Here is a 25,116-nt window from a genome sequence, read left to right as displayed (position 1 = left end):
ATCCGCCAACAGCCCGCGACTAATCCGGCTGCGGGCCGAGTGGAAAGAACGAACCCGCGCTCCACACCCCCAGCCAGGTCTGGCCGTCGATCTCCCGAGGTACCGCCAGCTCGACCAACTGGTAGAACACGTTGCGATGCACCAGCGCCTCCAGGTTCGCGCGCACATGCACGTAGGGTGCAGGCTCCTGCGTCGCGGCATCCAGCTCCACCCGCAGCGGGTGCTCCGCCCCGGCCAGAACCTCATCCTCGACATTGGTGGTGAAGTACAGCGCCTGCCGCTCCCCCTCCCCCTCTACTCGCAAGGTAACCGCCACGAAGGGCGCATCATCGACCTGGATGCCGACCTTCTCCACCGGAGTGACTAGGAAATAGTCATCGCCATCGCGACGGATGATGGTTGAGAACAGCCTGACCATCGGTTTGCGGCCGATCGGCGTACCCATATAGAACCAGCTGCCGTCCCGGGCGATGCGCATGTCGATGTCGCCACAGAAGTCCGGATTCCACAGGTGAACCGGCGGCAGGCCCGGCTTATCGGACTTGGGAATCTGTGCCAGCAGGTCGCCGGCCTTGCCTGAATCGCTCATCAAAGCTCCTCAACGACCGACACCGAGCAGGCTGCGGGCATAGTCGCGCAGCGGCGGGCCGATCAGGTCTTGCGGTTGCGCGTCGTAGAAGGTCAGGAAACCACCACGACTGCGAATGCGGGCAGTATCCACCAAAAAGCGCGTATTGGTTTCGATCAGCATCAATTGAATCACGCTGCGGTCGGTGCCGAGGCGATCCAGCGCCTCCTGATCGGCCCACTCGTCCGCGGTGCCGATGCGATCATCGCTATAGGCGAAACGACTGTAGAGCAGGTAGTGCGCGCCCGCCGTACGCGCTTGCGCCATGGCCTCCTCGAGGCCGGCCGGATTGCGGGCACGACGCACCATGGGGAAGTACTGGACGAAGCCGTTGAACGCCTCCTCGGCAATCACATTGGGCCTCGGATAGCCGTGACCCGGCGGGACGAAATGCCCCTGGGCGATATAGATAAAGGAGTCCTGCTGCAAGCGACGCGAGGCCATGCGCTCGGTCCGCCCGTGATCGAGTATGCCGGCATCACGCAGGTGGTATTCGGCGCCATCGGCCAGGTCGCTGACCTTCATGCAGCCGGCCAAGGCCAGCAGCGCCAGCGTAAGCATCAGGAATCGCATTGCACCTCTCCCGTCCGGGTGACAAAAAATCGTCAGATGGCCGAGCGATGCAGAAACCACGCCACAACTGCCGCCAGGCTTCTACTGCCCGGACAAGCAGGCGCCAGACGCGCGGCTCAGCCGCCGATGATCTTCATCACCGTCGCACCGCCGGAGAAGGCAAGCTCCTGCTTGTCGCCAAGCGCCTTGACCAGCAGCCGCTGCAGCGCCGGCAGCGCCTGATGGCGCGGCTTGTCCAACAGATCGCCGACGTAGTGGCGATTGCTCGATGACAGGCAACCATGCAGCCAACCGGTCGACGACAGTCGCAGGCGCGAGCAGGTCCGGCAGAAGGGCACGCTCTCGTTGGCGATGACGCCAAAGTAACCCAGGCCGGGAATCTCGTAGCGCAGGGCCGTTGCATCCACCGGCGCATCGGCCTGGACGAAGTCATGACGCTCGTCGATCATCGCCAGCAACTCCGCCAGCCCGACGAACCGCTGCAGGAAGCCGTTGCCGTCACGTGCCAGGTGGCCCATGCGCATCAGCTCGATGAAGCGCAGCTCGAAGCCACGCTCCAAACAGTATTCGAGCATCGGCAGGACCTGATCGAGGTTCTGCCCGCGCAACGGCACCATGTTGACCTTGATCTTCAGCCCGGCCGCTCGCGCCTCGTCCATGCCCGCCAGCACGGTGGCCAGGTCACCGCCGCGGGCGATCGCCCGAAAGGCGCCGGCATCCAGGGTATCGAGAGACAAATTGAGGCGGCGGATGCCGCTCTCCACCAGCAGCGGCAACTTGCGCGAGAGCAGCTGGCCGTTGCTGGTCAGACTGATGTCCTCCAGGCCAAGGCCGCCGATGCCACGCAGAAAGGGCTCCAGCTTCGGGCTGACCAGGGGCTCGCCACCGGTGATGCGCAACCGCTCGATACCGGCCGCCTCGATCAGGTAGGCGACGCCTCGCACCATGGCCTCGGCGCTCAGCTCATCCTGGGCGGCGACCAGACGCTTGCCATCCGGGACGCAGTAGGTGCAGGCGTAATTGCAGGCAGCGGTCAGACTGATGCGCAAGTTGCGAAAGCGTCTGCCTTGGCGATCAACGATCATGAACGACTCCGGCGATTGATAGCCTCGAGTATATCGCCGCAAGCCATGCGGGCACCCGCACCACAAGCGTTATTGACCAGCCGAATAACGTCAGGCTAGCGGCTGTTCGCCGTCGCGCTTGCGCTTGTTACCCATGCGCACGCCGATATCCATGAGGAACTGGAAGAAACCTTCCTGATCTTCCAGCACGTTGCTCCAGAACGGCGAGTGGTACAGCGCCACAGCACCATGCACCAGAGCCCAGGCAGCGCAGTAGTGGAAGTAAGGCGGCACGTCTTCCAGCTTGCCCTCGGCGATGCGCCCCTTGATCAACAGGGTCAGACGCTCGAAGTTGGACGCCCGGATCTTGTGCAGCTGCTCGACCATCTCCGGCACCTGATTGCCCTTGACCACCTTTTCCTCCAGGCGGTCGAACAACCGATAGCGCTGCGGGTCGCGCATGCGGAACTCGAAGTAGGCGCGCGACAACGCCTCCTTGTCGCGATCCACATCGGCAGAGTGGAACAGCTCGTTCAAGTCACGCTCGTAGTCGAGCATCAGGCGCAGGTAGATCTCCGCCTTGGACTTGAAGTGCTTGTAGATGGTGCCTTTGCCGATTCCGACCGCGTCGGCAATCATCTCGACGGTCACGCTGTCTTCGCCCTGCTCGAGGAACAATTTCAGCGCGGTATCGAGAATTTCCTGTTCGCGGCGGCGAAACTCACGGACCTTACGGGGTTCTTTCTGCATAAAGGGACTAAGGAGTCGAAAATCGAAGCCGGCTATTATGCCTGTTTAGCGCCAAATTGCACGGATCATCCGACCATGTACGCCATTCGAGAAGAATTCCCCCAGATAGCCGAGCTGCGCTACCTCAACCACGCCGCCGTCGCCCCCTGGCCACAGCGCGCCGTGGCGGCGGTCCAGCGTTTCGCCGAACAGAACGCCCAGGTCGGTGCGCGCGACTACCCGGCCTGGCTAAAGCTCGAGAGCAACCTGCGCGAACGCCTGGCACGGTTGCTCAACGCGCCGAGCACAGATGACATCGCGCTGGTCAAGAACACCTCCGAAGCCCTGTCGTTCGTGGCCTTTGGCCTGGAGTGGAGAAGCGGCGACCAGGTGGTGATCAGCAACGAGGAGTTCCCCTCCAACCGGGTAGTCTGGGAAGCGCTCAAACCGCAGGGAGTGGAGGTGATCCAGGTCGAGCTGCACCAGGGCGACCCGGAAACCGCCCTGCTCGCCGCCTGCGGTCCGCGCACCCGCCTGCTGTCGATCAGTGCGGTGCAATACGCCAGCGGACTGCGCCTGGATCTGGAGCGCCTCGGCCATGGCTGCCGAGAGCGTGGCGTACTGTTCTGCATCGATGCCATCCAACAACTCGGCGCCCTACCCTTCGACGTAAGGCGCTATCAGTGCGACTTCGCCATGGCCGATGGCCACAAATGGCTGCTCGGCCCGGAAGGCCTGGGCGCCTTCTACTGCCGCAGCGAGCTGCGCGAGCAGCTGAAACTCCACGAGTACGGCTGGCACATGCTCGAGCATCCCGGCGACTACCAGCGCCAGGATTGGCAAGTCGCCACGAGCGCCCGGCGCTTCGAATGCGGCAGCCCGAACCTGCTTGGCGCCACGGCCCTGGAGGCCAGCCTGTCACTGCTCGAGGAAGTCGGCATGGACGAAGTGGGCAAAGCGCTGCAGGAGCGGGTGCAATGGCTGCTCGATGGCCTCGAGGCACAGCCCGGCGTCAGCCTGCACAGCCCGCGCAACCCTGCGCGGCGCGCCGGCATCGTCACCTTCAGCCTGGCTGGCTGGGACAATCAGGCGCTGTACGAACGCCTCAGGCACGAACAAGTGATCTGCGCCCAGCGTGGCGGGGGCATTCGCCTGTCACCACACTTCTACAGTGAAGCGCGGATAATCGAGGAAACCTTGCAGCTGCTGCGCCGGCTTGCAGCAGGTTGAGGACTCAGCAGCTACCCGAGTATTCCAAAACTGTTTAAAAACGCGGCGAACCAGGGTGGACGATCGGGAATCTTCGCCAATACTAAGGAGTACTGGTGCGCGGCATCTCCCCCCAAGTGCCCCGCCAGGCAAGGTACCGTGGACCGCGTACCTTGATTTACTCCTAATGGTCTTAACCCGGATTCATCCCCCAGAACCCGGGTTTTTTTTGTCCCGAATTCCGTCCCCATGGCCCAGGTGCCGCGCTAAGCGACGCGCGCCAACGGGAACAGCCGCTTGAAATTGGCCGTGGTCTGCTCCGCCAGGGTCTCGAAGCTCACCCCACGCAGCAGCGCCAGGTACTCGGCCACGTCACGCACATACTCCGGCAGGTTCGGCTTGCCACGATGCGGAACCGGCGCCAGGTAGGGGGAGTCGGTTTCCACCAGCAAGCGGTCCGCTGGCACCTGCCGGGCGACCTCGCGCAGGGCCTCGGCATTGCGAAAGGTGACGATGCCGGACAGGGAGATATAGAACCCCAGATCGAGCGCCGCCCTGGCCATATCCCAATCCTCGGTAAAGCAGTGCAGCACCCCGGCCTGCGACAAGGCCGCCTCGCGCAGCAGCGCCAGCGTGTCGGCGCGGGCCTCGCGGGTGTGCACGATGACCGGCTTGCCGGTGACCTGGGCGGCCTGCAAGTGCAGGCGAAAGGCCTGCTGCTGCGCCTGCGCGGCTTGCGGCTCGTAGTGATAGTCCAGGCCGGTCTCGCCGATGGCCACCACATGCGGGTGATTCAACTCGGCCAACAACCACTCCAGGGCAGGCGCCGCGCCGGGCTGCAGGTCCAGCGGGTGGACGCCCACCGAGCAGTCGACATCGGCATATCGCTCGGCCAGGCCCTTGACCGCCGCGGCGTTGTCGGCGCTCACGCCGATGCAAAGAAAATGGCCGACGCCGCGCCCGCGCGCAGCCGCCAGCGCCGCGTCGAGCGAACCCTCATGGGCGGCCAGATCGAGGCGGTCGAGATGACAGTGGGAATCTACCAGCATGGATAACAATCACTTGAACAGCGATGCCAGAGCAGGCACCGCGGGCTCCGAAGCCCGGATGGAAAGACAGCGGGTCACATGGTGTGGGTCGGGCGGTCCGACTTCAGCGCTCCCGCGAGGTAGGTCTCGATCTTGTTGCGGGCGGTGTTGTCACCCTCGTTGAATTGCACGCCGACACCGGCCGCTCGGTTGCCCTGAGCCCCCTTCGGGGTGATCCAGACCACCTTGCCGGCGACCGGAATCTTCTCCGGCTCATCCATCAGGTTGAGCAGCATGAATACTTCGTCGCCAAGCTTGTAACTCTTGTTGGTCGGAATAAACAGCCCGCCATTCTTGATGAACGGCATGTAGGCGGCATAGAGCACGGACTTGTCCTTGATGGTCAGAGACAAGATTCCATTACGCGGGCCCAAGTTAGGTGGCAAGCTCATGCGGCATTCCTGGCTTCATTACTCAATGGCCGATTCTAGCCCGGTCCGGGCAGGCTTGCCCACTGTACCAGCAGCGCTTCGAGAAGCAGCACGCCGTTCAAGTTGGCCTTGCCCAGCACTTTCTGGCGCTGCTGCAGCAGCCAGTCCTGCATGGCCAGTACCTTGGCTTGCGGGGTCTTCTCCGCCAGGTACTGCACCACCTTGCGCATGTCATCGAGCCCCAGCCCCTGCTCGTCGCGGGTCAGCTGATAACGCAACATCAGCTGCGCCCAGTCGCAGAACCAGTCGAGCAGCATGGGCATCGGCAAGGCCTTCCAGGCCTCGGCCAACTGGCTGGCGGCAGCCTGCTGCTTGAGCAGCTTCTTCACCCCCTCGACCACCAGGGCGCGCTGCTCGCGCACCCCTTGCTGCTGCAGGGCGCGCGCGGTCAGTGGCGAGCCCGCGGCCAGGACCAGCAGCTCGCGACACTCCTGCTCGTCGCACTCCGGCAGCGCCTGCGCCAACCAGGCCAGGCTGGTCGCCGGATCAGGCAACGGGCAGGCCTGCTGCACGCAACGGCTCTTGATGGTCGGCAACAACCGGCTTGGCTGATGGCTGAGCAACAGCAGCACGGTGTCGCCAGAGGGCTCCTCCAGGCTCTTGAGCAGGGCGTTGGATGCGGCCAGGGTCATGTCTTCGGCAGGCGGCTCGGCGACCATCACGACCTTGCGCCCGCTCAGCTGCGCGGTCTTGTTGACGAAGCCGATCAGCTCACGGACATCGTCCACGCCGACGCTCTTCTTGTCCCCGCTCGGCTTAAGCTCGAACATATCCGGATGACTGCCGGCCGCCAGCAGGTGGCAGCCTTTGCACTGGCCACAGGCCTCCAGCCCGGCGGGCTGCTGGCACAGCAGGCGCGCCATCAGGCGCTCGGCGAGGGCGCGCTTGCCGATCCCGGCGGGCCCCAGCAGCAGGTAGGCATGGGCATGCTGGGTACGACCGGCCAGCTGCTGCCACAACGCGTCCTGCCAGGGATAGGCCTCAGCCACGGCACAGCTCCACGATCTGCGGAAGCAGGACGTCCAGGCTTTGCTGCACCTGGCTCAGCGGCTGCGCGGCATCGAGGATTCGATAGCGCTGCGGCGCCGCTTCGGCGCGACGCAGGTAGGTCTGGCGCACCGCCTCGAAGAAGGTGCCCCCCTCCTGCTCGAAACGGTCCAGGCGCCCCCGCGCAGCGGCGCGCGCCAGGCCGACCTCGATCGGCAAGTCGAAAACCAGGGTCAGGTCCGGGCGCAGTGGCCCCTGGACGAAGTCTTCGAGCACGGCGATCCGCGCCTCGGACAGGCCACGGCCGCCGCCCTGGTAGGCATAGGTGGCGTCGGTAAAGCGGTCGCAGAGCACCACGCAGCCGCGCGCCAGGGCCGGGCGAATGACCTGGGCCAGGTGCTGCGCGCGCGCGGCGAACACCAGGAGCAGCTCGGTGTCTGCGGCCATCGGCTCATCGCTCGGCGTCAGCAGCAGCTCGCGCACTCGCTCGGCCAGCGGCGTGCCGCCAGGCTCGCGAGTCAGCAGCACCTCGATCCCCTGCTCCGCCAGACGCGCCGCCAGGTACTCGCGATTGGTGCTCTTGCCTGCCCCTTCCGGACCTTCCAGGGTAATAAACAAACCGCTCACGGGGCGTCCTTATGGTTGCTTGACTGTGCAGGTGCGGGACTGGAGCGATAGTCCGCGCGTCGATTGAGCTGGTAGGCGCGCACCGCTCGATTGTGCGCCTCAAGGGTATCGGAGAAAGCATGGCTGCCGTCGCCACGGGCCACGAAATACAGGCTGCTGCCCGGCACCGGATGCAATGCCGCATGGATCGCCTCGCGCCCGACCAGGGCGATAGGCGTCGGCGGCATGCCGTCGATCATGTAGGTGTTGTAGGGGGTAGCCTCACGCAAATGGGCTCGCGACAGCTTGCCGTTGTAGCGCTCGCCCAGGCCGTAGATCACCGTCGGGTCGGTCTGCAGGCGCATGCCGCTGCGCAGGCGGCGGACGAACACCCCGGCGATAGCGCCGCGCTCCTCGGGCACGCCGGTCTCCTTCTCGATCATCGAGGCCATGATCAAGGCGTCGTAAGGCTCGCTATAGGGCAGCCCATCGGCCCGCCCCTGCCACTCCTCGGCCAGCACCTGCTGCAGGCGCGCATAGGCCTGCTTGAGCAGATCCAGGTCACTGGTACCGCGCACATAGCGATAGGTATCGGGAAAGAAGCGGCCCTCGGGATTGACCCCGGGCAGCCCGAGGCGCTCCATCAATTGCTCATCGCTCAAGCCGGCCAGACTCGACTCGAGCTTGTCGGCACGCTCCAAGGCGGCACGTACCTGGCGAAAGTTCCAGCCCTCCACCAGGGTCAGGCTGTACTGCACCACGTCCCCGCGGCGCCATTGCAGCAACATGTCATTCACCGTTTGGCCGGGGGCCAGACGGTACTCGCCGCTGTGCAGGGGATGTCCGCGCAGGTTGAAGCGCCAGTAGAGCCGCAGCCAGAAGGCATCTTCCAGCACCCCTTCGGCCTGCAGGCGATTGAGCACGCCGCCCGGCGTCGAACCGCTAGGCACCTCGAGCAGGCGCTCCTCACTCAGCTGCAGCGGCTGCTGCAGCGCCGCGTGCTGCTGCCAGGCAGCAAAGACGACCAGCAAGCCGGCCAGCAAAACGCCGGCCTCGAGCAGCAACAATATCTTGCGTATCACAGATCAGCAGTCCAGTAGATCGCGGGCTATGGCCTGCAGTTTACGGGTGAGCGGGCCTACCGACCAGTCGCGCTCGAGCAGCGCCCGTACCGGCCATACTCCGTAGAGGCTGTTGCAGAGGAAGACTTCGTCGGCACCCAGCAATTCGCCAAGCGCGATATCGCGCACCTCGCAGCGTATGCCGAGGGCATCGGCCTGCGCCAGCAGCTCCGCACGCATCACGCCGGCGACCCCGCAGCGCGACAAGTCAGGCGTCAGCAGCGCGCCGCCCTTGCAAATGAACAGGTTGCTGAACACCCCCTCGATCACCCGTCCGGCCCCATCCTGCATCAGGCCCTCGGCGTGCTCGGCATCCTGCCACTCGTCCCGCGCAAGCACCTGTTCCAGGCGATTGAGGTGCTTCAGGCCGGCCAGCAGTGGCTGCTCGGCCAGACGCGTCGCGCACGAGAACAGGCGTACACCCAGTTCGGCATGCTGGCTCGGGTAGACCGGCTTCGCACTGCCCAGCAGGATACGCCGCACTGAGGCCGGCTGCGGCGGTGCGTAGCCGCGAAGGCCATCGCCACGAGTGAGGATCAGCTTGGCCACGCCCTCGTCCAGCTGACGACTGAAGGCCAGCAGCTCCCCGCGCAGCACCGCCCCATCGAACGGCAGCCGCAGACGCGCGCAGCCATCGGCCAGGCGCGCCAGGTGGCGATCAAGCAATCTAGGCGTACCGCCGCTGACGGCGATGGTTTCGAACAAACCATCGCCGTAGGCCAGGCCGCGATCCCTTACGGAAAGCAGCTCGGCCGGGCGCCCGTCGACCCAGCTCAGCATCAACCGGCGAACCGGCGGAACACCAGCGAGCCGTTGGTACCACCGAAGCCGAAGGAGTTGGAAAGAACCACGTCGATGTCCATCGCCTTGGCCTGGTGCGGCACGAAGTCGAGGTCACAGCCCTCGTCCGGCTGATCCAGATTGATGGTCGGCGGTGCGACTTGGTCGCGCAGCGCCAGCACGCTGAAGATCGCCTCCACCGCCCCGGCTGCGCCGAGCAGGTGGCCGGTCATCGACTTGGTCGAGCTGACGGCCAGCTGGTGGGCGTGCTCGCCGAATACCGACTTGATCGCCGCCACCTCAGCCTTGTCGCCCGCCGAAGTCGAAGTGCCATGGGCGTTGATGTACTGCACCTGACTGCCATCGAGCCCGGCATCGCGCAGGGCGTTGGCCATGCAGCGCGCCGCGCCGGCGCCATCTTCCGGCGGCGAGGTCATATGGAAGGCATCGCCGCTCATGCCGAAGCCGATAAGCTCGGCGTAGATGGTCGCGCCCCGTGCCTTGGCATGCTCCAACTCTTCCAGTACCAGGGTGCCGGCGCCATCGGACAGGACGAAACCGTCACGATCCTTGTCCCAGGGACGGCTGGCCTTGGTCGGCTCGTCGTTGCGCGTCGACAGCGCGCGCGCCGCGGCGAAACCGCCGATACCCAGACCGCAGGCGGCCATCTCTGCGCCGCCTGCCACCATCACGTCGGCTTCGCCATAGGCGATGTTGCGCGCTGCCATGCCGATGCAGTGGGTACCGGTGGTGCATGCCGTGGCAATGGCGTAGTTGGGCCCCTGCAGACCCAGATGGATCGACAGAAAGCCGGAAATCATATTGATGATCGAACCGGGCACGAAGAACGGCGAAATCCGCCGCGGCCCCTGCTCATGCAGCGCCTTGCAGCTGTTCTCGATGTTGGTAAGACCGCCGATGCCGGAGCCGAGCGCGACGCCGATGCGCTCGCGGTTGGCATCGGTCACTTCCAGGCCGGAATCGCGCACCGCCTGAAAACTGGCCGCCAGGCCGTACTGAATGAATAGATCGAGCTTGCGAGCCTCTTTGGCCGACAGGTACTGCTCGACGTCAAAGCCTTTTACCGAGCCGCCGAAGCGGGTGGAATAGGCCGACAGGTCCATGTGCTCGATCAGGCCGATGCCACTGCGCCCGGCCAAAATGCCCTGCCAGCTGCTCGGCACATCGTTACCCAGCGGTGAGACCATGCCCATACCGGTAACCACGACGCGTCTACGCGACACAGCAATCTCCTCTTGTGCGGTTTTACAACGCCTGCGATGCGCTTAAAGAAAAGCCGCACGCCCGATGAAGGCGTGCGGCTTTTCCAAGTCGGGAATCGACGATTCGCTTATTGCGCGTGCGCAGTCACGTAATCGATAGCTTCCTGAACGGTGGTGATCTTCTCAGCTTGCTCGTCCGGGATCTCGGTCTCGAATTCCTCTTCGAGAGCCATCACCAGCTCAACGGTGTCAAGAGAGTCGGCACCCAGGTCTTCGACGAAGGAAGCGCTATTGGTGACTTCCTCTTCTTTGACGCCAAGTTGCTCGGCAACGATTTTCTTGACGCGTTCTTCGATGGTGCTCATACCTTGTTTTCACTCCTATTGGACAAATCCAGGCAGCTGGTCTGCGGCCAAGTGTATAGAAAGGGTTTTTAGCATTTCAAGCTGAATGCCGGGGTGCCCTCAGGAACACTTCAACGATCTGTCTATAAACCTGTTGCAGCTTCATATCGGATTCTAGACAGCGTCTATGACAGTTTTCCCAAGGAATCCGTCACATTCAGCTCATGTACATACCGCCGTTCACAGGGATAGTAGCTCCTGTGACGTAGGCTGCGCCATCGGAAGCGAGGAAAGCGACTACTTTTGCAATCTCCTCTGCCTGCCCCAGACGGCCCAGCGGAATCTGCGTCAACAGCGCATCGCGCTGAGCTTCCGGCAGTTCACGGGTCATGTCGGTATCGATGAAGCCCGGCGCCACCGCGTTCACAGTGATCGCCCGCGACCCGACTTCGCGAGCCAGCGCACGACCAAAACCTTCCAATCCGGCCTTGGCGGCGGCGTAGTTTACCTGCCCGGCGTTGCCCATGGCGCCAACCACCGATCCGATATTGATGATGCGCCCGAAGCGCGCCTTGGTCATGCCGCGCAGCACGGCCTTGGTGAGGCGGTACAGGCTGCTCAGGTTGGTGTTGATGACGTCGAACCACTCGTCATCTTTCATCCGCAGCATCAGATTATCGCGGGTGATGCCGGCATTATTGACCAGGATCAACGGCTGGCCGAGATGCTGCTGGATGTGCTCCAGGGTGCTCGCCACCGACTCGTCATTGCCGACATCCAGCACCAGACCTGCGCCCTCGATGCCGTTGGCTTTCAGGGTTTCGGCGATACGCTCGGCACCGGATGCCGAGGTCGCCGTGCCGATGACTACGGCACCTTGGCGCCCCAACTCCAGCGCAATCGCCTGGCCAATGCCGCGGCTTGCGCCGGTGACCAGGGCAACCTTACCTTGCAGGCTCATAAAACCTCTCCTCAATCAGGCCAACGCCGCACGGGTGGCGGCGAAGGCGTCCGGGGTATCCAGATTATGGGTATTGATGCCTTTGACGCAGCGCTTGTTCAGGCCCGACAACACCTTGCCCGGCCCGCACTCGACCAGATCGGTCACGCCCTGCCCAGCCAGGCAAACCATCGATTCGACCCAGCGCACCGGGCTATACAGTTGCGCCAGCAGATCACGCTTGAGCGCATCGAGATCCGCCACCGCCGTCGCACTGACATTCTGCACCAGCGGAATCTGCGGCGTTTGCCAGGCGATGGCCGACACGGCCTCGGCGAAACGCTCGGCAGCCGGGCGCATCAGTGCGCAATGCGAAGGCACGCTGACCGGCAGCGGCATGGCGCGCTTAGCGCCGCGCGCCTTGCAGGCCTCGACGGCCCGTGTCACGGCAGCCGCGGCACCGGCGATGACCACCTGCCCCGGAGCGTTGAAATTGACCGCGCTCACCACCTCACCCTGTGCGGCTTCCGCACAGGCCGCCAGCACGTCGGCGTCCTCCAGCCCCAGGATAGCAGCCATGCCGCCCTGCCCCGCGGGCACCGCCTGCTGCATCAACTGGCCACGATGTTCGACCAGCTTCACCGCGGCGGCAAAGTCGAGACTGCCGGCGGCCACCAGCGCCGAGTACTCACCCAGGCTGTGGCCCGCGACATATGCCGGACGCGCCCCCCCCTGCGCCTGCCACAGGCGCCAGAGCGCGATGGAGGCCGCGAGGATCGCCGGCTGAGTCTTGTCGGTCTGATTCAATTGCTCTTCCGGCCCCTGCTGGGTCAATGCCCACAGGTCGTAGCCGAGTGCATCGGAGGCCTCGGAAAAGGTGTCGATGATCAGCTTCTGCTGCGCACCATGCTCGGCCAGCATCGCCAGGGACTGGGAGCCCTGGCCAGGAAAGACAAATGCGAGGGATGCAGACATGTATAGGTTTCCCTAGTGATCTTAGCGTCGGTCAACGTCGCACCAAGACATAGCCAAGCGCAACAAACTGAAGGTTGGATGACAGGGCGCCAGCCCCGGTCACATCCTAGAGCAACAGGTCCTCGAGCCGCCCATGCAGGCGCTGCGGAAGATTCTCTTCGACCTCCGCCAAAGCCCGGCGGATTGCGCTTCTGAAGCCATCCTCACCGGCCGCGCCATGGCTCTTTACCACGATGCCCTGCAGCCCGAGAAAGCTCGCGCCGTTGTGCCGCGCAGGCGCCAGCTCCGCCCGCAGGCGCCGCAACAGCGGCAGCGCCAACGCGCCGACGAGGCGCGCACCGGCACCACTCCGGAATAACGCCTCGATGCGTGCGGAAATCATCGACGCCAGACCTTCACTGGACTTGAGCAGAATGTTGCCGACAAAACCGTCGCACACCACCACATCGGCCTCGCCACGATACAGGCCGTCGCCCTCGACAAAGCCACTGTAGTTCAAGCCCGACGCCTGCTGCAGCAGACTCGCGGCGAGCTTGACCTGCTGATTGCCCTTGATGTCTTCGGTTCCGACATTGAGCAGCGCGACGCGCGGCCTGGCGATCCCCATGGCCTCGGCAGCCACCGACCCCATCACTGCAAACTGATAGAGATGCTCGGCACTGCAGTCGACGTTCGCCCCCAGATCAAGCAGAAGGCAATGCCCCGCCCGGGTCGGAACCGCCGTCACCATGGCCGGGCGATCGATACCCGGCAGCGTCTTCAGCACGTAGCGTGACAACGCCATCAGCGCCCCTGTATTGCCGGCACTGACACAGGCCTGCGCTCGACCGTCACGGACCAACTCCAGGGCGATACGCATCGAGGCATCGGCCTTGCTGCGTAACGCCTGCGCCGGACGCTCATCCATGGCGATCACTTCACTGGCGTGCTCGACACGCAGGCGCGCGCGATCAACACCAGGGTTACGGGCGACCAGGTCTTCGATTAGGGGAGCTTGGCCGACTAGGACCAGGTGCAGCGAGGGGAACTCGGCCAGACAGGCGATGCTGGCTGGAACAATGCAGTGGGGACCGAAGTCCCCACCCATTGCGTCAATCGCGATGATCGAAGCGGACAAGGATTACTCGTCAGCGCCCTTGTCGATCACTTTGCGACCACGGTACACACCTTCCGGCGAGACGTGGTGACGCAGGTGTACTTCACCGGTGCTCTTCTCGACGGACAGAGCATTGCCTTCGAGAGCGTCGTGCGAACGACGCATGTCACGGGCGGAACGGGATTTTTTGTTCTGCTGAACAGCCATAACTAATTAACTCCTAAACGTTTGGGTCACGCTTTAACTGTGCCAATACACTGAACGGGTTGGACCGCGTTACCTCGTCCTCGCTCGACTCGGGCTCTTCGAGGCCGGCCGGCTGCTGGCAATCTTCAGGGTCATGAGCCGGAACGATAGGCAAGGCGAGCAACAGCTCATCCTCAACCAGCGCCAGCAGATCCAATGGCTCTTCACCCAACTCCAGCACGTCATAGCCTTTCGGCACAGACTGGGTATTCGCGCCTTCTTTCACCACAGCGTAATCACATGCGCTTTGGATCGGCAGTGCGACCAGCTCCAGACAACGCTGGCAAACCATCTTGACCTCAACCTCGAGCTCGCTGCGCATGACCACAGCATTGCGCTCGTCGCGCTCGAAGATAAACTTCGCGCGCACCATGCCTTGGTTATCGGCAAGCGGGTCGCAGAGTCGCAGCAAGCCAGCCAGCGGAACCGTTCCCTCGAGAGCGGTGCCACGATCAGCCAGTTTGCGCGGATCAACGTGAGGTGGAATCGGACCATTCGACATAGGCGCCGCATTCTAGGGATGCGCCCACCCCCTGTCAAAGGAAATTCGGCCTGTCCGGCACCCGGACCGACAGCTAGAATCGCCCTCCTTATATAAGGAGTCCATCATGCTGCCCTTGGTACTTGCTTCGAGCTCACCTTACCGCCGCGAGCTCCTGACCCGCCTGCGCCTGCCCTTCACTTGGAGCGCCCCGGCGATCGATGAAAGTCGCCTGCCCGGCGAAGACGCCAGCAGCCTGGTTCGACGCCTCGCCCAGGAAAAAGCCAGCGCCCTCAGCCCCTCCCATCCCAAGCATCTGATCATCGGCTCCGACCAGGTCGCCGTTCTTGGCCAGGACATTCTCGGCAAGCCCCACACATTCGAGCGTGCGCACGCCCAATTGCTCGCCGCAAGCGGAAACAGCGTCACCTTCCTCACCGGCCTGGCCCTGCTCAATAGCGAGACCGGCCACTGCCAGGTCGATTGCGTGCCGCTCACCGTGCACTTTCGCGCACTGAACGAAAGCCAGATCCGCCGCTACCTGGAAGCCGAGCAGCCCTACGACTGCGCCGGCAGCTTCAAGGCCGAAGGCCTGGGCATCAGCCTCTTCCGCAGCACCGAAGGATCCGATGCCAGCAGCCTGATCGGCCTGCCCCTGATCCGCCTGGTGGACATGCTGCACGACGCGGGCATCGACATCCCATAACCCAACAACGAAGAAGCCCGACCTAAGCCGGGCTTCTCAACGCGACAAGGAAAACTAGCGCAGGGCCGGCCCCTGGACCCCCATCCACAGCGCCGCCTGCCCGGCAACACCGGCGCCCAGCTGCTTCGCAAAGCGATCGAGAGGCGACTCCTGCACGGTGAAATCGACCAGCTTCTCCACCCCGACCACCTCCCGCGCCACGTAGCTGCTATTGCCCAAGGCATCGACGAGGCCCAGCTCCAGCGCCTGCTCCCCCGACCAGACCAACCCCGAGAACAGCTCAGGATGCTCGTCGACCTTGAGGCGTTCGCCACGCCCCTGCTTGACGCTGTCGATGAACTGGCGATGGGTGGTCTCGAGGACCTCCTGCCAGAAGCGCGCCTCCTCCTCCTTGGGCGGCTGGAACGGATCGAGAAACGTCTTGTGCTCGCCCGAGGCATAGACCCGACGATCGACCCCCAGCTTCTCCATCACCCCGACGAAACCGAAGCCCGCCGCAGTGACACCGATAGAGCCCACCAGACTGGCCTTGTCGGCGTAAATCTGATCCGCGGCACTGGCGATGTAGTAAGCGCCCGAGGCCCCGAGATCACTGATCACCGCGTACAGCTTGATCGCCGGATACTGGGCGCGCAGACGACGAATCTCGTCATAGATGTAACCCGACTGCACCGGACTGCCGCCCGGACTGTTGATCCGCAGAACCACGCCCCTGGTATTGGCATCCTCGAAGGCCGCACGCAGACTACCGACAATGTTGTCGGCACTGGCCACCTCCTTGTCGGAAATCATCCCTCGCACCTCGATGAGCGCGGTATGCGCACCACCCTTCGCGACACCCTTCTGCCAATCGAGCAGCGGCGCGAACAGGGCCAAGGCGACGAACAGATAGACAAAGGTCAACAGCTTGAAAAAGATCCCCCAACGCCTCGCCCGGCGCTGCTCCTGAACCCCCGCTAGAAGCGTCTTCTCCAGCAACTTCCAGCTCTTGGCATCACTCTCACCCACAGCCGACGCCTTCCATTCATCCGACATATTGACTCACCCCACCAATCAGTCCGGCTGCGCGACGTTCCAGCCAACTGCGCAACTCCATGAAATTCTCTATCGCCAGCTTTGGCCCATGCTCGCGCAGCACCGATAGCGGCTGCGCGCCATAACCCACCGCCACCGAATCAACACCCGCCCGGCGGGCCATTTGCAGATCGAAAGCCGAATCGCCAACCATCAGCGCTCGCTCCGGAGAGACCTCGCAATACGCCAGGATCTGCTCCAGCATCAGCGGCTCTGGCTTGCTCGCCGACTCATCCGCGCAGCGCGTCGCGTCGAAATAATTCAGCCAGCCACGCTGCGCGAGCACCCGCTGCAAGCCATTACGTCCCTTACCCGTCGCCACAGCCAGACGATAGCCCGCCACCCGGAATGCCTCCAGCGCCTCGGCCACACCAGGGAACAACGCCGAAGGCTCGGACTCCAGCAGCAGATACTGTTCACTGTAGCAACGCCGAAAGCGCTCGACGCGCACAGGCTCGTCTAGCTCCGGATACAACGAGCGAATCGCCTCAGGCAATCCCAAGCCGATGATGCCCTTGACCTGGACATCACTGCAGCGCCGCAACTCACAGGCATCGGCCGCCCGATGCATGGCCTCGACGATCCGCCCGATGGAATCCACCAGCGTGCCATCCCAATCAAAGACCAGCAGCTGGTAATCAGACACTCAAACGCTCCAGCGTGCGCGCCCACACCTCATCGACCGGTGCCTCGAGCCGCAGCTCACCGCCATCGGGCAGCGGCACCACCAGCGCATAGGCATGCAGAAACAGGCGCTTGCCGCCCAGCTCACGGATTTCGCGAGTGAACTGTTCATCGCCGTACTTGCTGTCACCGGCAATGCAATGCCCGGCATGCTTGCTGTGCACGCGAATCTGGTGAGTCCGCCCGGTCACCGGCTTGGCCTCGACCAAGGTCGCGAACTCGCCGAACCGGCGCAATACGCGAAACACGGTCAAAGCCTCCTTACCCTCGGCATCGACCTCGACCATGCGCTCACCCGAGCGCAGGTTGCTCTTTTGCAGCGGGGCATTGACCTGCTTCTTCGCCGTTGCCCAATAGCCCCGCACCAGCGCCATATAGCGCTTATCGACGCCGTCGCCGCGCAGCGCCTCATGCAGGTGGCGCAGCATGCTGCGCTTCTTGGCGATCATCAGCAGGCCTGAGGTGTCGCGATCGAGACGATGCACCAGCTCCAGATCCTTGGTATCAGGGCGCAGCTGACGGAACGCCTCGATCACCCCGTAATTCAGGCCGCTGCCACCATGCACCGCGATACCGGCCGGCTTGTTCAATACGATCAGCGCCTTGTCCTCGTAGACAATTGCCGCCTCGAGGCGCTCGAGCAAACCCTGCGCCAGGGGCTCAGGCTCATCCCGCTCAGCCAGGCGCAGCGGCGGCACGCGCACGATATCGCCTGCCTGCAGCTTGTATTCCGGCTTGATCCGCCCCTTGTTCACCCGCACCTCGCCCTTGCGCAAGATGCGGTAAATCAATGTCTTGGGCACACCCTTGAGCTGGGTGCGGAGGAAGTTATCGATACGTTGGCCGGCGAGTTCCGGTGCAACCTCGAGCAGCTGGACGCCGGAGGTTGGAGAGAGGGGAGTAGTCATCGCGCAATAATAACAATTTTTTATGGAATTGAAGCACTTAATCATTGCTGCTATAGTCGCGAACGCCGCCAAAAGCGGTCTGGTCTGCGGATGTTCGCCAAAACTGCCATCCCCACACCGACGCAACCCATTCAGGACGTAAGGCCGTCCGACGGGACTTTCGCCGCAAAGGCCGCGAATAACTCGGAAATAAAGCCTTAAGCCATGACGCGCGCGCCTCCCCTTTGGAGAGCCGCGGTAAATGCCAACCCGCTGCAGATTCTGCGAGCGGCACCCGATTTTCAGCGATACGTGTAGGGTGGAGATGTACAACTGTCGGACTGCGTAGCAAATAGCTTTACCAAGACGCTTCATCTCGTCCGCTACCGACAGCTGATTCCTCCTCCTGAGCAAGTGCTTTCTGTCACAACAGCAAGCAGGAGACGTCCGTCGCGGCCCAGCCCAACTGGCTGACTGCCGCTCGACAATGAAACGATTTACGACCGTTTCTGACGCGCCTGACACCGACCCTGAGAGTCGTGTGTGCCGAACGCCGTTTCCGCCAGCACCGGAAACCGACGGTACTACATGAAAAGAATGCTGATTAACGCGACTCAACCCGAAGAGTTGCGTGTTGCCCTAGTCGACGGCCAACGCCTGTACGATCTGGACATCGAGTCGGGCGCCCGCCAGCAGAAGAAGGCCAACATCTATAAGGGCCGCATCACCCGCGTCGAACCGAGCCTCGAGGCGGCGTTCGTCGACTTCGGCTCCGAGCGCCACGGCTTCCTCCCGCTCAAAGAAATCTCCCGCGAATACTTCAGCAAGGCCCCCGAAGGCCGCGTCAACATCAAGGACGTGCTCAAGGAAGGCCAGGAAGTCATCGTCCAGGTCGAGAAGGAAGAGCGCGGCAACAAGGGCGCCGCCCTGACCACTTTCATCAGCCTGGCCGGCCGCTACCTGGTGCTGATGCCGAACAACCCGCGCGCCGGCGGCATCTCCCGCCGCATCGAGGGCGAGGAGCGCAACGAACTGCGCGAGGCCCTCAACGGTCTGAACGCCCCGGGCGACATGGGCCTGATCGTGCGCACCGCCGGCCTCGGCCGCTCCAGCGAAGAAATGCAGTGGGACCTGGATTACCTGCTGCAACTGTGGAGCGCCATCAAGGAAGCCTCCCTGGATCGCGCCGCGCCCTTCCTGATCTACCAGGAAAGCAACGTGATCATCCGCGCCATCCGCGACTACCTGCGCCAGGACATCGGCGAAGTACTGGTCGACAGCGTCGAGGCCCAGGAAGAAGCCCTAACCTTCATCCGCCAGGTGATGCCGCAGTACGCCAGCAAGATCAAGCTGTACGAAGACAGCGTGCCGCTGTTCAACCGCTTCCAGATCGAAAGCCAGATCGAAACCGCCTTCCAGCGCGAAGTGAAACTGCCATCCGGCGGTGCCATCGTCATCGACCCGACCGAAGCCCTGGTGTCCATCGACATCAACTCGGCGCGCGCCACCAAGGGTAGCGACATCGAGGAAACGGCCCTGCAGACCAACCTCGAAGCGGCCGAAGAGATCGCCCGCCAGTTGCGCCTGCGCGACATCGGCGGCCTGATCGTCATCGACTTCATCGACATGACCCCGGCGAAGAACCAGCGCGCCGTGGAAGAGAAAGTCCGCGAGTGCCTGGAAGCCGACCGCGCCCGCGTCCAGGTCGGCCGCATCTCGCGCTTCGGCCTGCTGGAAATGTCCCGTCAGCGCCTGCGCCCGTCGCTCGGTGAAACCAGCGGCATCGTCTGCCCGCGCTGCGACGGCCAGGGCATCATCCGCGACGTCGAGTCGCTGTCGCTGGCCATCCTGCGCCTGATCGAAGAAGAAGCCCTGAAGGACCGCACCGCCGAGGTCCGCGCCCAGGTGCCGATCCCGGTCGCCGCCTTCCTGCTCAACGAAAAGCGCAACTCGATCACCAAGATCGAACTGCGCACCCGCGCGCGCATCGTGATCCTGCCGAACGATCACCTGGAAACCCCGCACTTCGAAGTGCAACGCCTGCGTGACGACAGCCCGGAAGCGCAAACCGCCCAGTCCAGCTACGAAATCGCCACGACCGAAGTGGAAGAGGAAAAGCAGGCTGCCGCCACCCGCACCCTGGTTCGCCAGGAAGCCGCTATCAAGGCCGCGCCGCCACGCACCGCTCCCGCACCGACACCTACGCAGGTCGAGGAAGAGCCGGTAGCCCAGCCGGCTGCCAGCGAGCCGAGCCTGTTCCGTGGCCTGGTCAAGTCCCTGGTCAGCCTGTTCGCCGGCAAGGAAGAGGAAAAGCCGGTCGTCATCGAGAAGAAGACCAGCGAGCGTCCGGCTCGCGGTGAAGAACGCCGCAGCGGCCGCCAGCAGAACCGCAGCCGCGGTGGTCGCCGCGATGAGGAGCGCAAGCCGCGCGAAGAGCGCAAGCCGCGTGAAGACCGCGCCCCTCGCGAAGAGCGTCAGCCCCGTGAAGACCGCGCTCAACGCGAAGAACGTGCCCCGCGTGAAGAGCGTGCGCCGCGCGAAGAGCGTCAGCCTCGCGAAGCCGTCGAGGTGCGCGAGCCGCAGGAAGTGCGTCAGTCGCGCCCGCCGCGCGAAGGCCAGGAAGGCCGCCGCGAACGCAAGCCGCGTGAAGAGCGCCAGCCGCGCGAACTGCGCGCACCGCTGGACGCGCCGGAAAGCGCCGGCAACGAAGAAGAGGCACGTGCCGAGCGTCCGCAGCGCGAACCGCGCCAGCCACGTCCGCCGCGTGAAGAGCGTCAGCCGCGCGCCGAACAGGCTGCGGCCGACGAAGAAGTACTGAATGCCGAGCCCCAGGCGACTGACGACGAGCAGGAAGGCAACGAAGGCGGCGAGCGTCCCCGTCGCCGCTCGCGCGGCCAGCGCCGCCGCAGTAATCGCCGCGAGCGTCAGCGCGATGCCAGCGGCAACCTGATCGAAGGCAACGACGAAGCAGGCGAAGACGGCGGCGAATCTGCAGCTGCTCCTAGCGCGGCGGCGGTCGTGGTAGCCGCCGCGGAAGTGGCCGGCGAAACCGCGAGCAACGAAGCGGCAGTCACCGAGCCAGTCGCCAGCGAAGCCCCGGCCGAGCAGGCAGCCAGTGCGGCGAGCGAGCCCGCAGCAGAGGCCGAGCCGGTGGTTGAAGCCGCTCCGGCTCCGAGCGAAGTGCCAGCTCCAGCCCCCACAGCCGAAGCCGCCGAAGCCGCCGAAGCCGCCGAAGCCGCGCCGAGTGTCAGCGAAGCGCAGCCCGAGGCCGTAGTCGAGACTGCTGCCGCCGAGCCGATCGCTGAGCCCGCACCGGCCCCGGAAGCGGCGACAGAAACTGCTCCGACCCCTAGCGCCAGCGGCCGTGCGCCGAACGACCCACGTGAAGTGCGTCGCCGCCAGCGCGAAGCCGAGCGCCTGGCCCGCGAAGCCGCCGAGGCCGCTGCCGCTGCCCCGCAGGCCGAGTCCGGCACCACCGAAAGCGCGGCGCAAGCCGATGCCGAAGCGGTCGAGACTAAGGTAGAGGCGGTCGAACAGGCCCCGGTCGAGGCAGCAGAAGCCGCCCCCGAGCAAGCCGAGGCTCAGCCTGAAGAAAAGGCCGAGGAAGACGACAAGCAGCAGGCGAAACCACACGCCTGAGGCGATTCGGCGACATGAAAAAGGGGATGCTTCGGCATCCCCTTTTTCTTTGTGGCTTTACTGCAGGCCCCGGCTAAGCGCGTACCGCTTAGCTCGCCTTAGGTACTCAGAGCACGTTGGGCTCGATCTCCAGCCTGACCGCGAAACGCCCGGCGATATCGGCCTGGATGCGCCGGGCCAGTTCCAGCAACTGCTGCCCGCTCGCCTGGCCGTAGTTGACCAGCACCAGCGCCTGCAGCCGATGGACCCCGGCATCACCCTCGCGAAAACCCTTCCAGCCGGCGCGCTCGATCAACCAGCCGGCCGCCAGCTTCACCGATCCATCGGCCTGTGGATAGGCCACCAGATCCGCATGCTGCACGCGCAAGCGCTGCGCGAGATCGGCGCTCACCAGAGGATTCTTAAAGAAACTGCCGGCGTTGCCCAGCACCGCCGGGTCCGGCAGTTTCTCGCTACGAATGGCGCAGATGGCCTGACTGACGTCCAGAGCGCTTGGCGCCTCGATGCCCTGCTCCCGCAGGCGCTGACGCACCGGCCCGTAGTCCAGGTGCAGGGGCGCCGAACGACTGAGGGCAAAGCGCACCCGCAGGATCACCCAGCGCCCGGCCTCGCGTTTGAACAGGCTGTCGCGGTAGGCGAAGGCGCAATCACCCAGGCCGAACTCGCGCAGCTCGCCGGTATGACGATCCAGCGCGGTCAGCCCGGCGAACACATCCTTCAACTCGACGCCATAAGCACCGATGTTCTGCATGGGCGCGGCGCCGACCGTGCCGGGGATCAGGCTGAGGTTCTCCAGGCCGACCAGGCCCCGTTGCAGCGTCCATTGCACGAAGGGGTGCCAGGGCTCCCCTGCCTCGGCCTCGACCAGCAGACGCTCGCCGTCATCCTCGAGCACGCGGATCCCGCGGCTGGCCATGCGCAGCACCAGCGCCTCGACATCGCCGGTCAGCAACAGGTTGCTGCCGCCACCCAGCAGCAACAGCGGCAGCTTCTGCTCGGCCGCATGGGCCAGGGCCTGGCGCACCTGCTCATCGCTGCTCGCTTCGGCAAACTGACGCGCCTGCGCCTGCACCGCGAAACTGTTGTAGGCCTTGAGCGAAACGTTGTGACGAACCTGCAAGCTCATAGGCGCCCCTGGATTTCAGCAAGCAAGGCGTCGCTGGCCTGCTCGATCAGATCGAGGACCTGCTCGAAGCCGTCCTCGCCGCCGTAGTAAGGGTCCGGCACCTCGTCCAATGCCAACTGATAACGGCGCAGGAACAGATCCAGCTCGGCCGCATTGGCGCTCGGGCGCAGGCGCTGCAGATGCTGCAGGTTGCTGCCGTCCATGGCCAGGATCAGGTCGAAACGCCTGAAGTCGTCGCCGGCGACCTGGCGAGCACGCAGGGCCGACAGGTCATAACCGCGGCGCAGCGCCGCCTGACGGGTGCGCAGGTCCGGCGCCTTGCCGACGTGCCAGTCGCCGGTCCCCGCGGAATCGACCTCGACACGGGCCTCGAGCCCCGCCTCGCGCAGCTTGTGGCGAAACACGCCTTCGGCGGTGGGTGAGCGGCAGATATTGCCGAGGCAGACGAACAGTACCCGCATCAGGCCTCCAGCAATCGGCGCACGCGCTCGAGATCTTCCGCGGTATCGACCCCGGCGGGCGGCGCCTGCAGGGCATCGGCGACATGGATGCGCACGCCGTGCCAGAGCGCGCGCAGCTGCTCCAGGCACTCGGTGTTCTCCAACCAGCAAGGCCCCCAGGCAACGAAGTCATGGAGGAACTGCGCGCGGTAGGCGTAGATGCCGATATGCCGGCGGTAGGGAACGTCGGACGGCAGCTGCTCACGGCTGACGGCAAAGGCATCGCGCGCCCAGGGCAGCGGCGCACGGCTGAAGGTCAGCGCCAGGCCGCTGTGATCGGTGGCCACCTTGACCACATTGGGGTTGAACAGCGCCGCCACCTCGTCGATCGGCTCAGCCAGCGTCGCGATGGCCGCCTGCGGGTTGGCCGCCAGGTTGGCGGCCACCTGGTCGATGATCGCCGGCGGAATCAGCGGTTCGTCGCCCTGCACGTTGACCACTATGGCGTCGGCCGTCAGACCCAACGCGCTGGCGACCTCGGCCAGGCGATCGGTCCCGGAGTTGTGCTCGGGACGAGTCAGCACCACCTCGGCACCGAAGCCACGACAGGCCTCGACGATGCGTGCATCGTCGGTGGCCACCACCACCTGCTGCGCACTGCTCTTGCACGCCTGCTCCCAGACATGCTGGATCATCGGCTTGCCGGCGATATCCTGCAGCGGCTTGCCCGGCAGGCGGCTGGAGGCGAAGCGCGCCGGGATCACCACGGTAAAGGCTGTGCTCATCTACTTGTCCAGGCGCTCGTCGACGTTGAGGGTGCGGGCTTCGCTTTCCAGCATCACCGGTATGCCGTCACGCACGGGAAAGGCCAGGCCGTCGGCCTTGCAGATCAACTCGCTCTTGTCAGCGGCGAGCTTCAGCGGCCCCTTGCACAGCGGGCAGGCCAAGATATCGAGAAGTTTCGGGTCCATGGGAGATCCTTGCTAGGGGGCTGCAGGAGCCGCCGGCGCGCCCAAGCGCCGCGAAGGACTAGGGTGAGCCTGGCAGCAAGCGGGCCAGTTGGGCATCGAACCAGGCGACAAAGGCCGCAGAGGGTTCGGCATCCACCGCCAGGTACCACCAATCGTCGGCGGCAAAGGCCCGGCATTTCACCGCATCCTTCTCCGTCATCAGCACAGGCAGGCGCGGGCTGAAATCCAGCAACTCGGCGCTGTACTGCGCATGGTCGGCGAAGGCATGCGGAATCGGCCGCCAGTGTAGCGCCTCGAGCGTGGCGAAGAAACGCTGCGGATTGCCGATGCCGGCCACGGCGTGCAGGCGCTGCCCGGGCGCAAAGTAGTCCAGCGGGCGACGCTCGCCACTGCGCACATTAACCAGCGTGCGCGGACGCAGGCAAAAGCCGTAGCCGCCCGCCGGGTCGTTGTCGCTACCGTTGTAGAGCAGTGCGTCGACACTGCGCAGACGCTCTGCCGGCTCGCGCAGAGGCCCGGCCGGCAGGCAGCGGCGATTGCCCAGGCCGCGGGCGGCATCGATCAGCACCAGCTCCAGGTCGCGAGCCAGGCGGTAGTGCTGCAGACCGTCGTCGCTGAGGATCAGGTCGAGCTCCTCCTGCTCGAGCAGCGCGCGCACCGCCCGTCCGCGATCCGGGTCGATCATCAACGGCACGTCGCTACGCTGGACGATCAGCAGGGGCTCGTCGCCGGCGACGCTGGCCGCCTGCTCGGCGCGCACGCGCCAGGGAAACCGTGGCGGGACCGCGCCATAGCCGCGACTGACCACGCCGACCCTGAGCCCGCGACTGCGACAGTGCTCGATCAGCCAGAGGATCAGCGGGGTCTTGCCGGTACCGCCGACGGTGATATTGCCCACCACCAGCACGGGCACCGGGGCGCGATAGATCTCGCCCTCGCCGGCGAGAAAGCGCGAGCGGCGACGCTGCACCACTTGGCGATACAGCGCCTCCAGCGGACGCAGCAGGCCGAGCGCCGGATGGCCGCCATACCAGGCGGCGACCAGCCGATCGGACCAGCCCATCAACA

Annotated in this window: 28 protein-coding genes; 3 read left to right on the top strand and 25 right to left on the bottom strand. The window is 64.7% G+C overall.

Going from position 1 to position 25,116, the window contains the following annotated elements:
* Nucleotides 1-19 precede the first annotated feature (19 nt).
* The 4 genes from LPB260_RS13170 to LPB260_RS13155 all read right to left on the bottom strand — a co-directional run bounded on the left by LPB260_RS13170 (nt 20) and on the right by LPB260_RS13155 (nt 3,015).
* The gene (locus LPB260_RS13170; RefSeq protein ID WP_208709330.1) at nt 20-589 is read right to left on the bottom strand and encodes a DUF1285 domain-containing protein; all 570 of its coding nucleotides are present in this window, start codon (nt 587-589) and stop codon (nt 20-22) included.
* A 9-nt stretch (nt 590-598) separates the two neighbouring features.
* Nucleotides 599-1,201, bottom strand: coding sequence for a DUF4823 domain-containing protein (locus LPB260_RS13165; protein WP_208709328.1), 603 nt, complete (start codon nt 1,199-1,201; stop codon nt 599-601).
* A gap of 116 nt (nt 1,202-1,317) precedes the next feature.
* Nucleotides 1,318-2,286 carry a GTP 3',8-cyclase MoaA gene (locus LPB260_RS13160; RefSeq protein ID WP_208709326.1) on the bottom strand — a complete coding sequence of 323 codons (969 nt, stop codon included), beginning with the start codon at nt 2,284-2,286 and terminating at the stop codon, nt 1,318-1,320.
* Nucleotides 2,287-2,376: 90 nt separating this feature from the next.
* On the bottom strand, nt 2,377-3,015 hold the full coding sequence (locus LPB260_RS13155) for a TetR/AcrR family transcriptional regulator (protein ID WP_208709324.1): 639 nt from the start codon (nt 3,013-3,015) through the stop codon (nt 2,377-2,379).
* 75 nt (nt 3,016-3,090) lie between these two features.
* Here LPB260_RS13155 and LPB260_RS13150 point away from each other — a divergent pair, with 75 nt between their 5' ends.
* On the top strand, nt 3,091-4,224 hold the full coding sequence (locus tag LPB260_RS13150) for an aminotransferase class V-fold PLP-dependent enzyme (protein ID WP_208709323.1): 1,134 nt from the start codon (nt 3,091-3,093) through the stop codon (nt 4,222-4,224).
* A gap of 245 nt (nt 4,225-4,469) precedes the next feature.
* On the opposite strand, the gene LPB260_RS13145 is transcribed toward LPB260_RS13150, so the two are convergent.
* The 13 genes from LPB260_RS13145 to LPB260_RS13085 all read right to left on the bottom strand — a co-directional run bounded on the left by LPB260_RS13145 (nt 4,470) and on the right by LPB260_RS13085 (nt 14,542).
* On the bottom strand, nt 4,470-5,252 hold the full coding sequence (locus LPB260_RS13145; protein WP_208709320.1) for a TatD family hydrolase: 783 nt from the start codon (nt 5,250-5,252) through the stop codon (nt 4,470-4,472).
* A gap of 74 nt (nt 5,253-5,326) precedes the next feature.
* Nucleotides 5,327-5,683, bottom strand: coding sequence for a PilZ domain-containing protein (locus LPB260_RS13140; RefSeq protein ID WP_042556691.1), 357 nt, complete (start codon nt 5,681-5,683; stop codon nt 5,327-5,329).
* Between the two features lie 35 nt (nt 5,684-5,718).
* Complete coding sequence (locus tag LPB260_RS13135) at nt 5,719-6,711, bottom strand: DNA polymerase III subunit delta' (protein WP_208709318.1); 993 nt, start codon at nt 6,709-6,711, stop codon at nt 5,719-5,721.
* The gene (gene tmk, locus LPB260_RS13130; protein ID WP_208709316.1) at nt 6,704-7,336 is read right to left on the bottom strand and encodes a dTMP kinase; all 633 of its coding nucleotides are present in this window, start codon (nt 7,334-7,336) and stop codon (nt 6,704-6,706) included. Before tmk ends, LPB260_RS13135 begins: the two co-directional genes overlap by 8 nt.
* On the bottom strand, nt 7,333-8,397 hold the full coding sequence (mltG, locus tag LPB260_RS13125) for an endolytic transglycosylase MltG (protein ID WP_208709314.1): 1,065 nt from the start codon (nt 8,395-8,397) through the stop codon (nt 7,333-7,335). The genes tmk and mltG overlap by 4 nt, the downstream gene beginning before the upstream one ends.
* Nucleotides 8,398-8,400: 3 nt before the next feature.
* Nucleotides 8,401-9,216, bottom strand: a complete 816-nt coding sequence (gene pabC / locus LPB260_RS13120) for an aminodeoxychorismate lyase (RefSeq protein WP_208709312.1) — start codon at nt 9,214-9,216, stop codon at nt 8,401-8,403.
* A complete protein-coding gene (fabF, locus tag LPB260_RS13115; protein ID WP_208709310.1) occupies nt 9,216-10,460 on the bottom strand; it encodes a beta-ketoacyl-ACP synthase II in 1,245 nt (414 codons plus the stop codon). The genes pabC and fabF overlap by 1 nt, the downstream gene beginning before the upstream one ends.
* A gap of 107 nt (nt 10,461-10,567) precedes the next feature.
* Nucleotides 10,568-10,804, bottom strand: a complete 237-nt coding sequence (gene acpP, locus LPB260_RS13110) for an acyl carrier protein (protein ID WP_003245177.1) — start codon at nt 10,802-10,804, stop codon at nt 10,568-10,570.
* 196 nt (nt 10,805-11,000) lie between these two features.
* Nucleotides 11,001-11,744 (bottom strand): 3-oxoacyl-ACP reductase FabG, encoded by a 744-nt coding sequence (gene fabG, locus LPB260_RS13105; protein WP_208709308.1) that lies wholly within the window; start codon nt 11,742-11,744, stop codon nt 11,001-11,003.
* A gap of 15 nt (nt 11,745-11,759) precedes the next feature.
* Nucleotides 11,760-12,698 carry an ACP S-malonyltransferase gene (fabD, locus tag LPB260_RS13100; protein WP_208709306.1) on the bottom strand — a complete coding sequence of 313 codons (939 nt, stop codon included), beginning with the start codon at nt 12,696-12,698 and terminating at the stop codon, nt 11,760-11,762.
* A 106-nt stretch (nt 12,699-12,804) separates the two neighbouring features.
* On the bottom strand, nt 12,805-13,815 hold the full coding sequence (gene plsX, locus LPB260_RS13095; protein WP_208709304.1) for a phosphate acyltransferase PlsX: 1,011 nt from the start codon (nt 13,813-13,815) through the stop codon (nt 12,805-12,807).
* Nucleotides 13,816-13,818: 3 nt separating this feature from the next.
* Complete coding sequence (gene rpmF / locus LPB260_RS13090; protein WP_025167420.1) at nt 13,819-14,001, bottom strand: 50S ribosomal protein L32; 183 nt, start codon at nt 13,999-14,001, stop codon at nt 13,819-13,821.
* Between the two features lie 13 nt (nt 14,002-14,014).
* Nucleotides 14,015-14,542 carry a YceD family protein gene (locus LPB260_RS13085; RefSeq protein WP_208709302.1) on the bottom strand — a complete coding sequence of 176 codons (528 nt, stop codon included), beginning with the start codon at nt 14,540-14,542 and terminating at the stop codon, nt 14,015-14,017.
* A gap of 106 nt (nt 14,543-14,648) precedes the next feature.
* On the opposite strand from LPB260_RS13085, the gene LPB260_RS13080 reads away from it, so the two are divergent.
* Entirely contained in the window at nt 14,649-15,227 is a 579-nt protein-coding gene (locus LPB260_RS13080) for a nucleoside triphosphate pyrophosphatase (RefSeq protein ID WP_208709300.1), read from the top strand.
* A gap of 54 nt (nt 15,228-15,281) precedes the next feature.
* Here the strand turns inward: LPB260_RS13080 and sppA are convergent, their stop codons facing one another.
* The 3 genes from sppA to rluC are packed head-to-tail and all read right to left on the bottom strand — an operon-like array spanning nt 15,282 to nt 17,893.
* On the bottom strand, nt 15,282-16,262 hold the full coding sequence (sppA, locus tag LPB260_RS13075) for a signal peptide peptidase SppA (protein WP_208709298.1): 981 nt from the start codon (nt 16,260-16,262) through the stop codon (nt 15,282-15,284).
* Nucleotides 16,252-16,947, bottom strand: a complete 696-nt coding sequence (locus tag LPB260_RS13070) for an HAD-IA family hydrolase (protein WP_208709296.1) — start codon at nt 16,945-16,947, stop codon at nt 16,252-16,254. Before LPB260_RS13070 ends, sppA begins: the two co-directional genes overlap by 11 nt.
* Nucleotides 16,940-17,893 (bottom strand): 23S rRNA pseudouridine(955/2504/2580) synthase RluC, encoded by a 954-nt coding sequence (gene rluC, locus LPB260_RS13065; RefSeq protein WP_208710206.1) that lies wholly within the window; start codon nt 17,891-17,893, stop codon nt 16,940-16,942. The genes LPB260_RS13070 and rluC overlap by 8 nt, the downstream gene beginning before the upstream one ends.
* Before the next feature lie 567 nt (nt 17,894-18,460).
* On the opposite strand from rluC, the gene rne reads away from it, so the two are divergent.
* Nucleotides 18,461-21,511, top strand: coding sequence for a ribonuclease E (gene rne, locus LPB260_RS13060; protein ID WP_208709294.1), 3,051 nt, complete (start codon nt 18,461-18,463; stop codon nt 21,509-21,511).
* 106 nt (nt 21,512-21,617) lie between these two features.
* Here the strand turns inward: rne and murB are convergent, their stop codons facing one another.
* From murB to lpxK, 5 genes are read right to left on the bottom strand one after another with little or no spacing between them, the layout of a single operon-like run.
* Nucleotides 21,618-22,637 carry a UDP-N-acetylmuramate dehydrogenase gene (gene murB, locus LPB260_RS13055; RefSeq protein WP_208709292.1) on the bottom strand — a complete coding sequence of 340 codons (1,020 nt, stop codon included), beginning with the start codon at nt 22,635-22,637 and terminating at the stop codon, nt 21,618-21,620.
* Complete coding sequence (locus tag LPB260_RS13050; RefSeq protein ID WP_208709290.1) at nt 22,634-23,098, bottom strand: low molecular weight protein-tyrosine-phosphatase; 465 nt, start codon at nt 23,096-23,098, stop codon at nt 22,634-22,636. Before LPB260_RS13050 ends, murB begins: the two co-directional genes overlap by 4 nt.
* The gene (gene kdsB, locus LPB260_RS13045) at nt 23,098-23,862 is read right to left on the bottom strand and encodes a 3-deoxy-manno-octulosonate cytidylyltransferase (protein WP_208709288.1); all 765 of its coding nucleotides are present in this window, start codon (nt 23,860-23,862) and stop codon (nt 23,098-23,100) included. Before kdsB ends, LPB260_RS13050 begins: the two co-directional genes overlap by 1 nt.
* Nucleotides 23,863-24,048, bottom strand: a complete 186-nt coding sequence (locus tag LPB260_RS13040; RefSeq protein ID WP_079201660.1) for a Trm112 family protein — start codon at nt 24,046-24,048, stop codon at nt 23,863-23,865.
* Nucleotides 24,049-24,106: 58 nt separating this feature from the next.
* Nucleotides 24,107-25,111: a tetraacyldisaccharide 4'-kinase gene (gene lpxK / locus LPB260_RS13035; protein ID WP_208709286.1), complete on the bottom strand. Its 1,005-nt coding sequence runs from the start codon at nt 25,109-25,111 to the stop codon at nt 24,107-24,109.
* Nucleotides 25,112-25,116 lie beyond the last annotated feature (5 nt).

The organism is Pseudomonas sp. LPB0260 (assembly GCF_013388395.1).
This window is presented reverse-complemented; position numbering and strand designations above follow the sequence as displayed.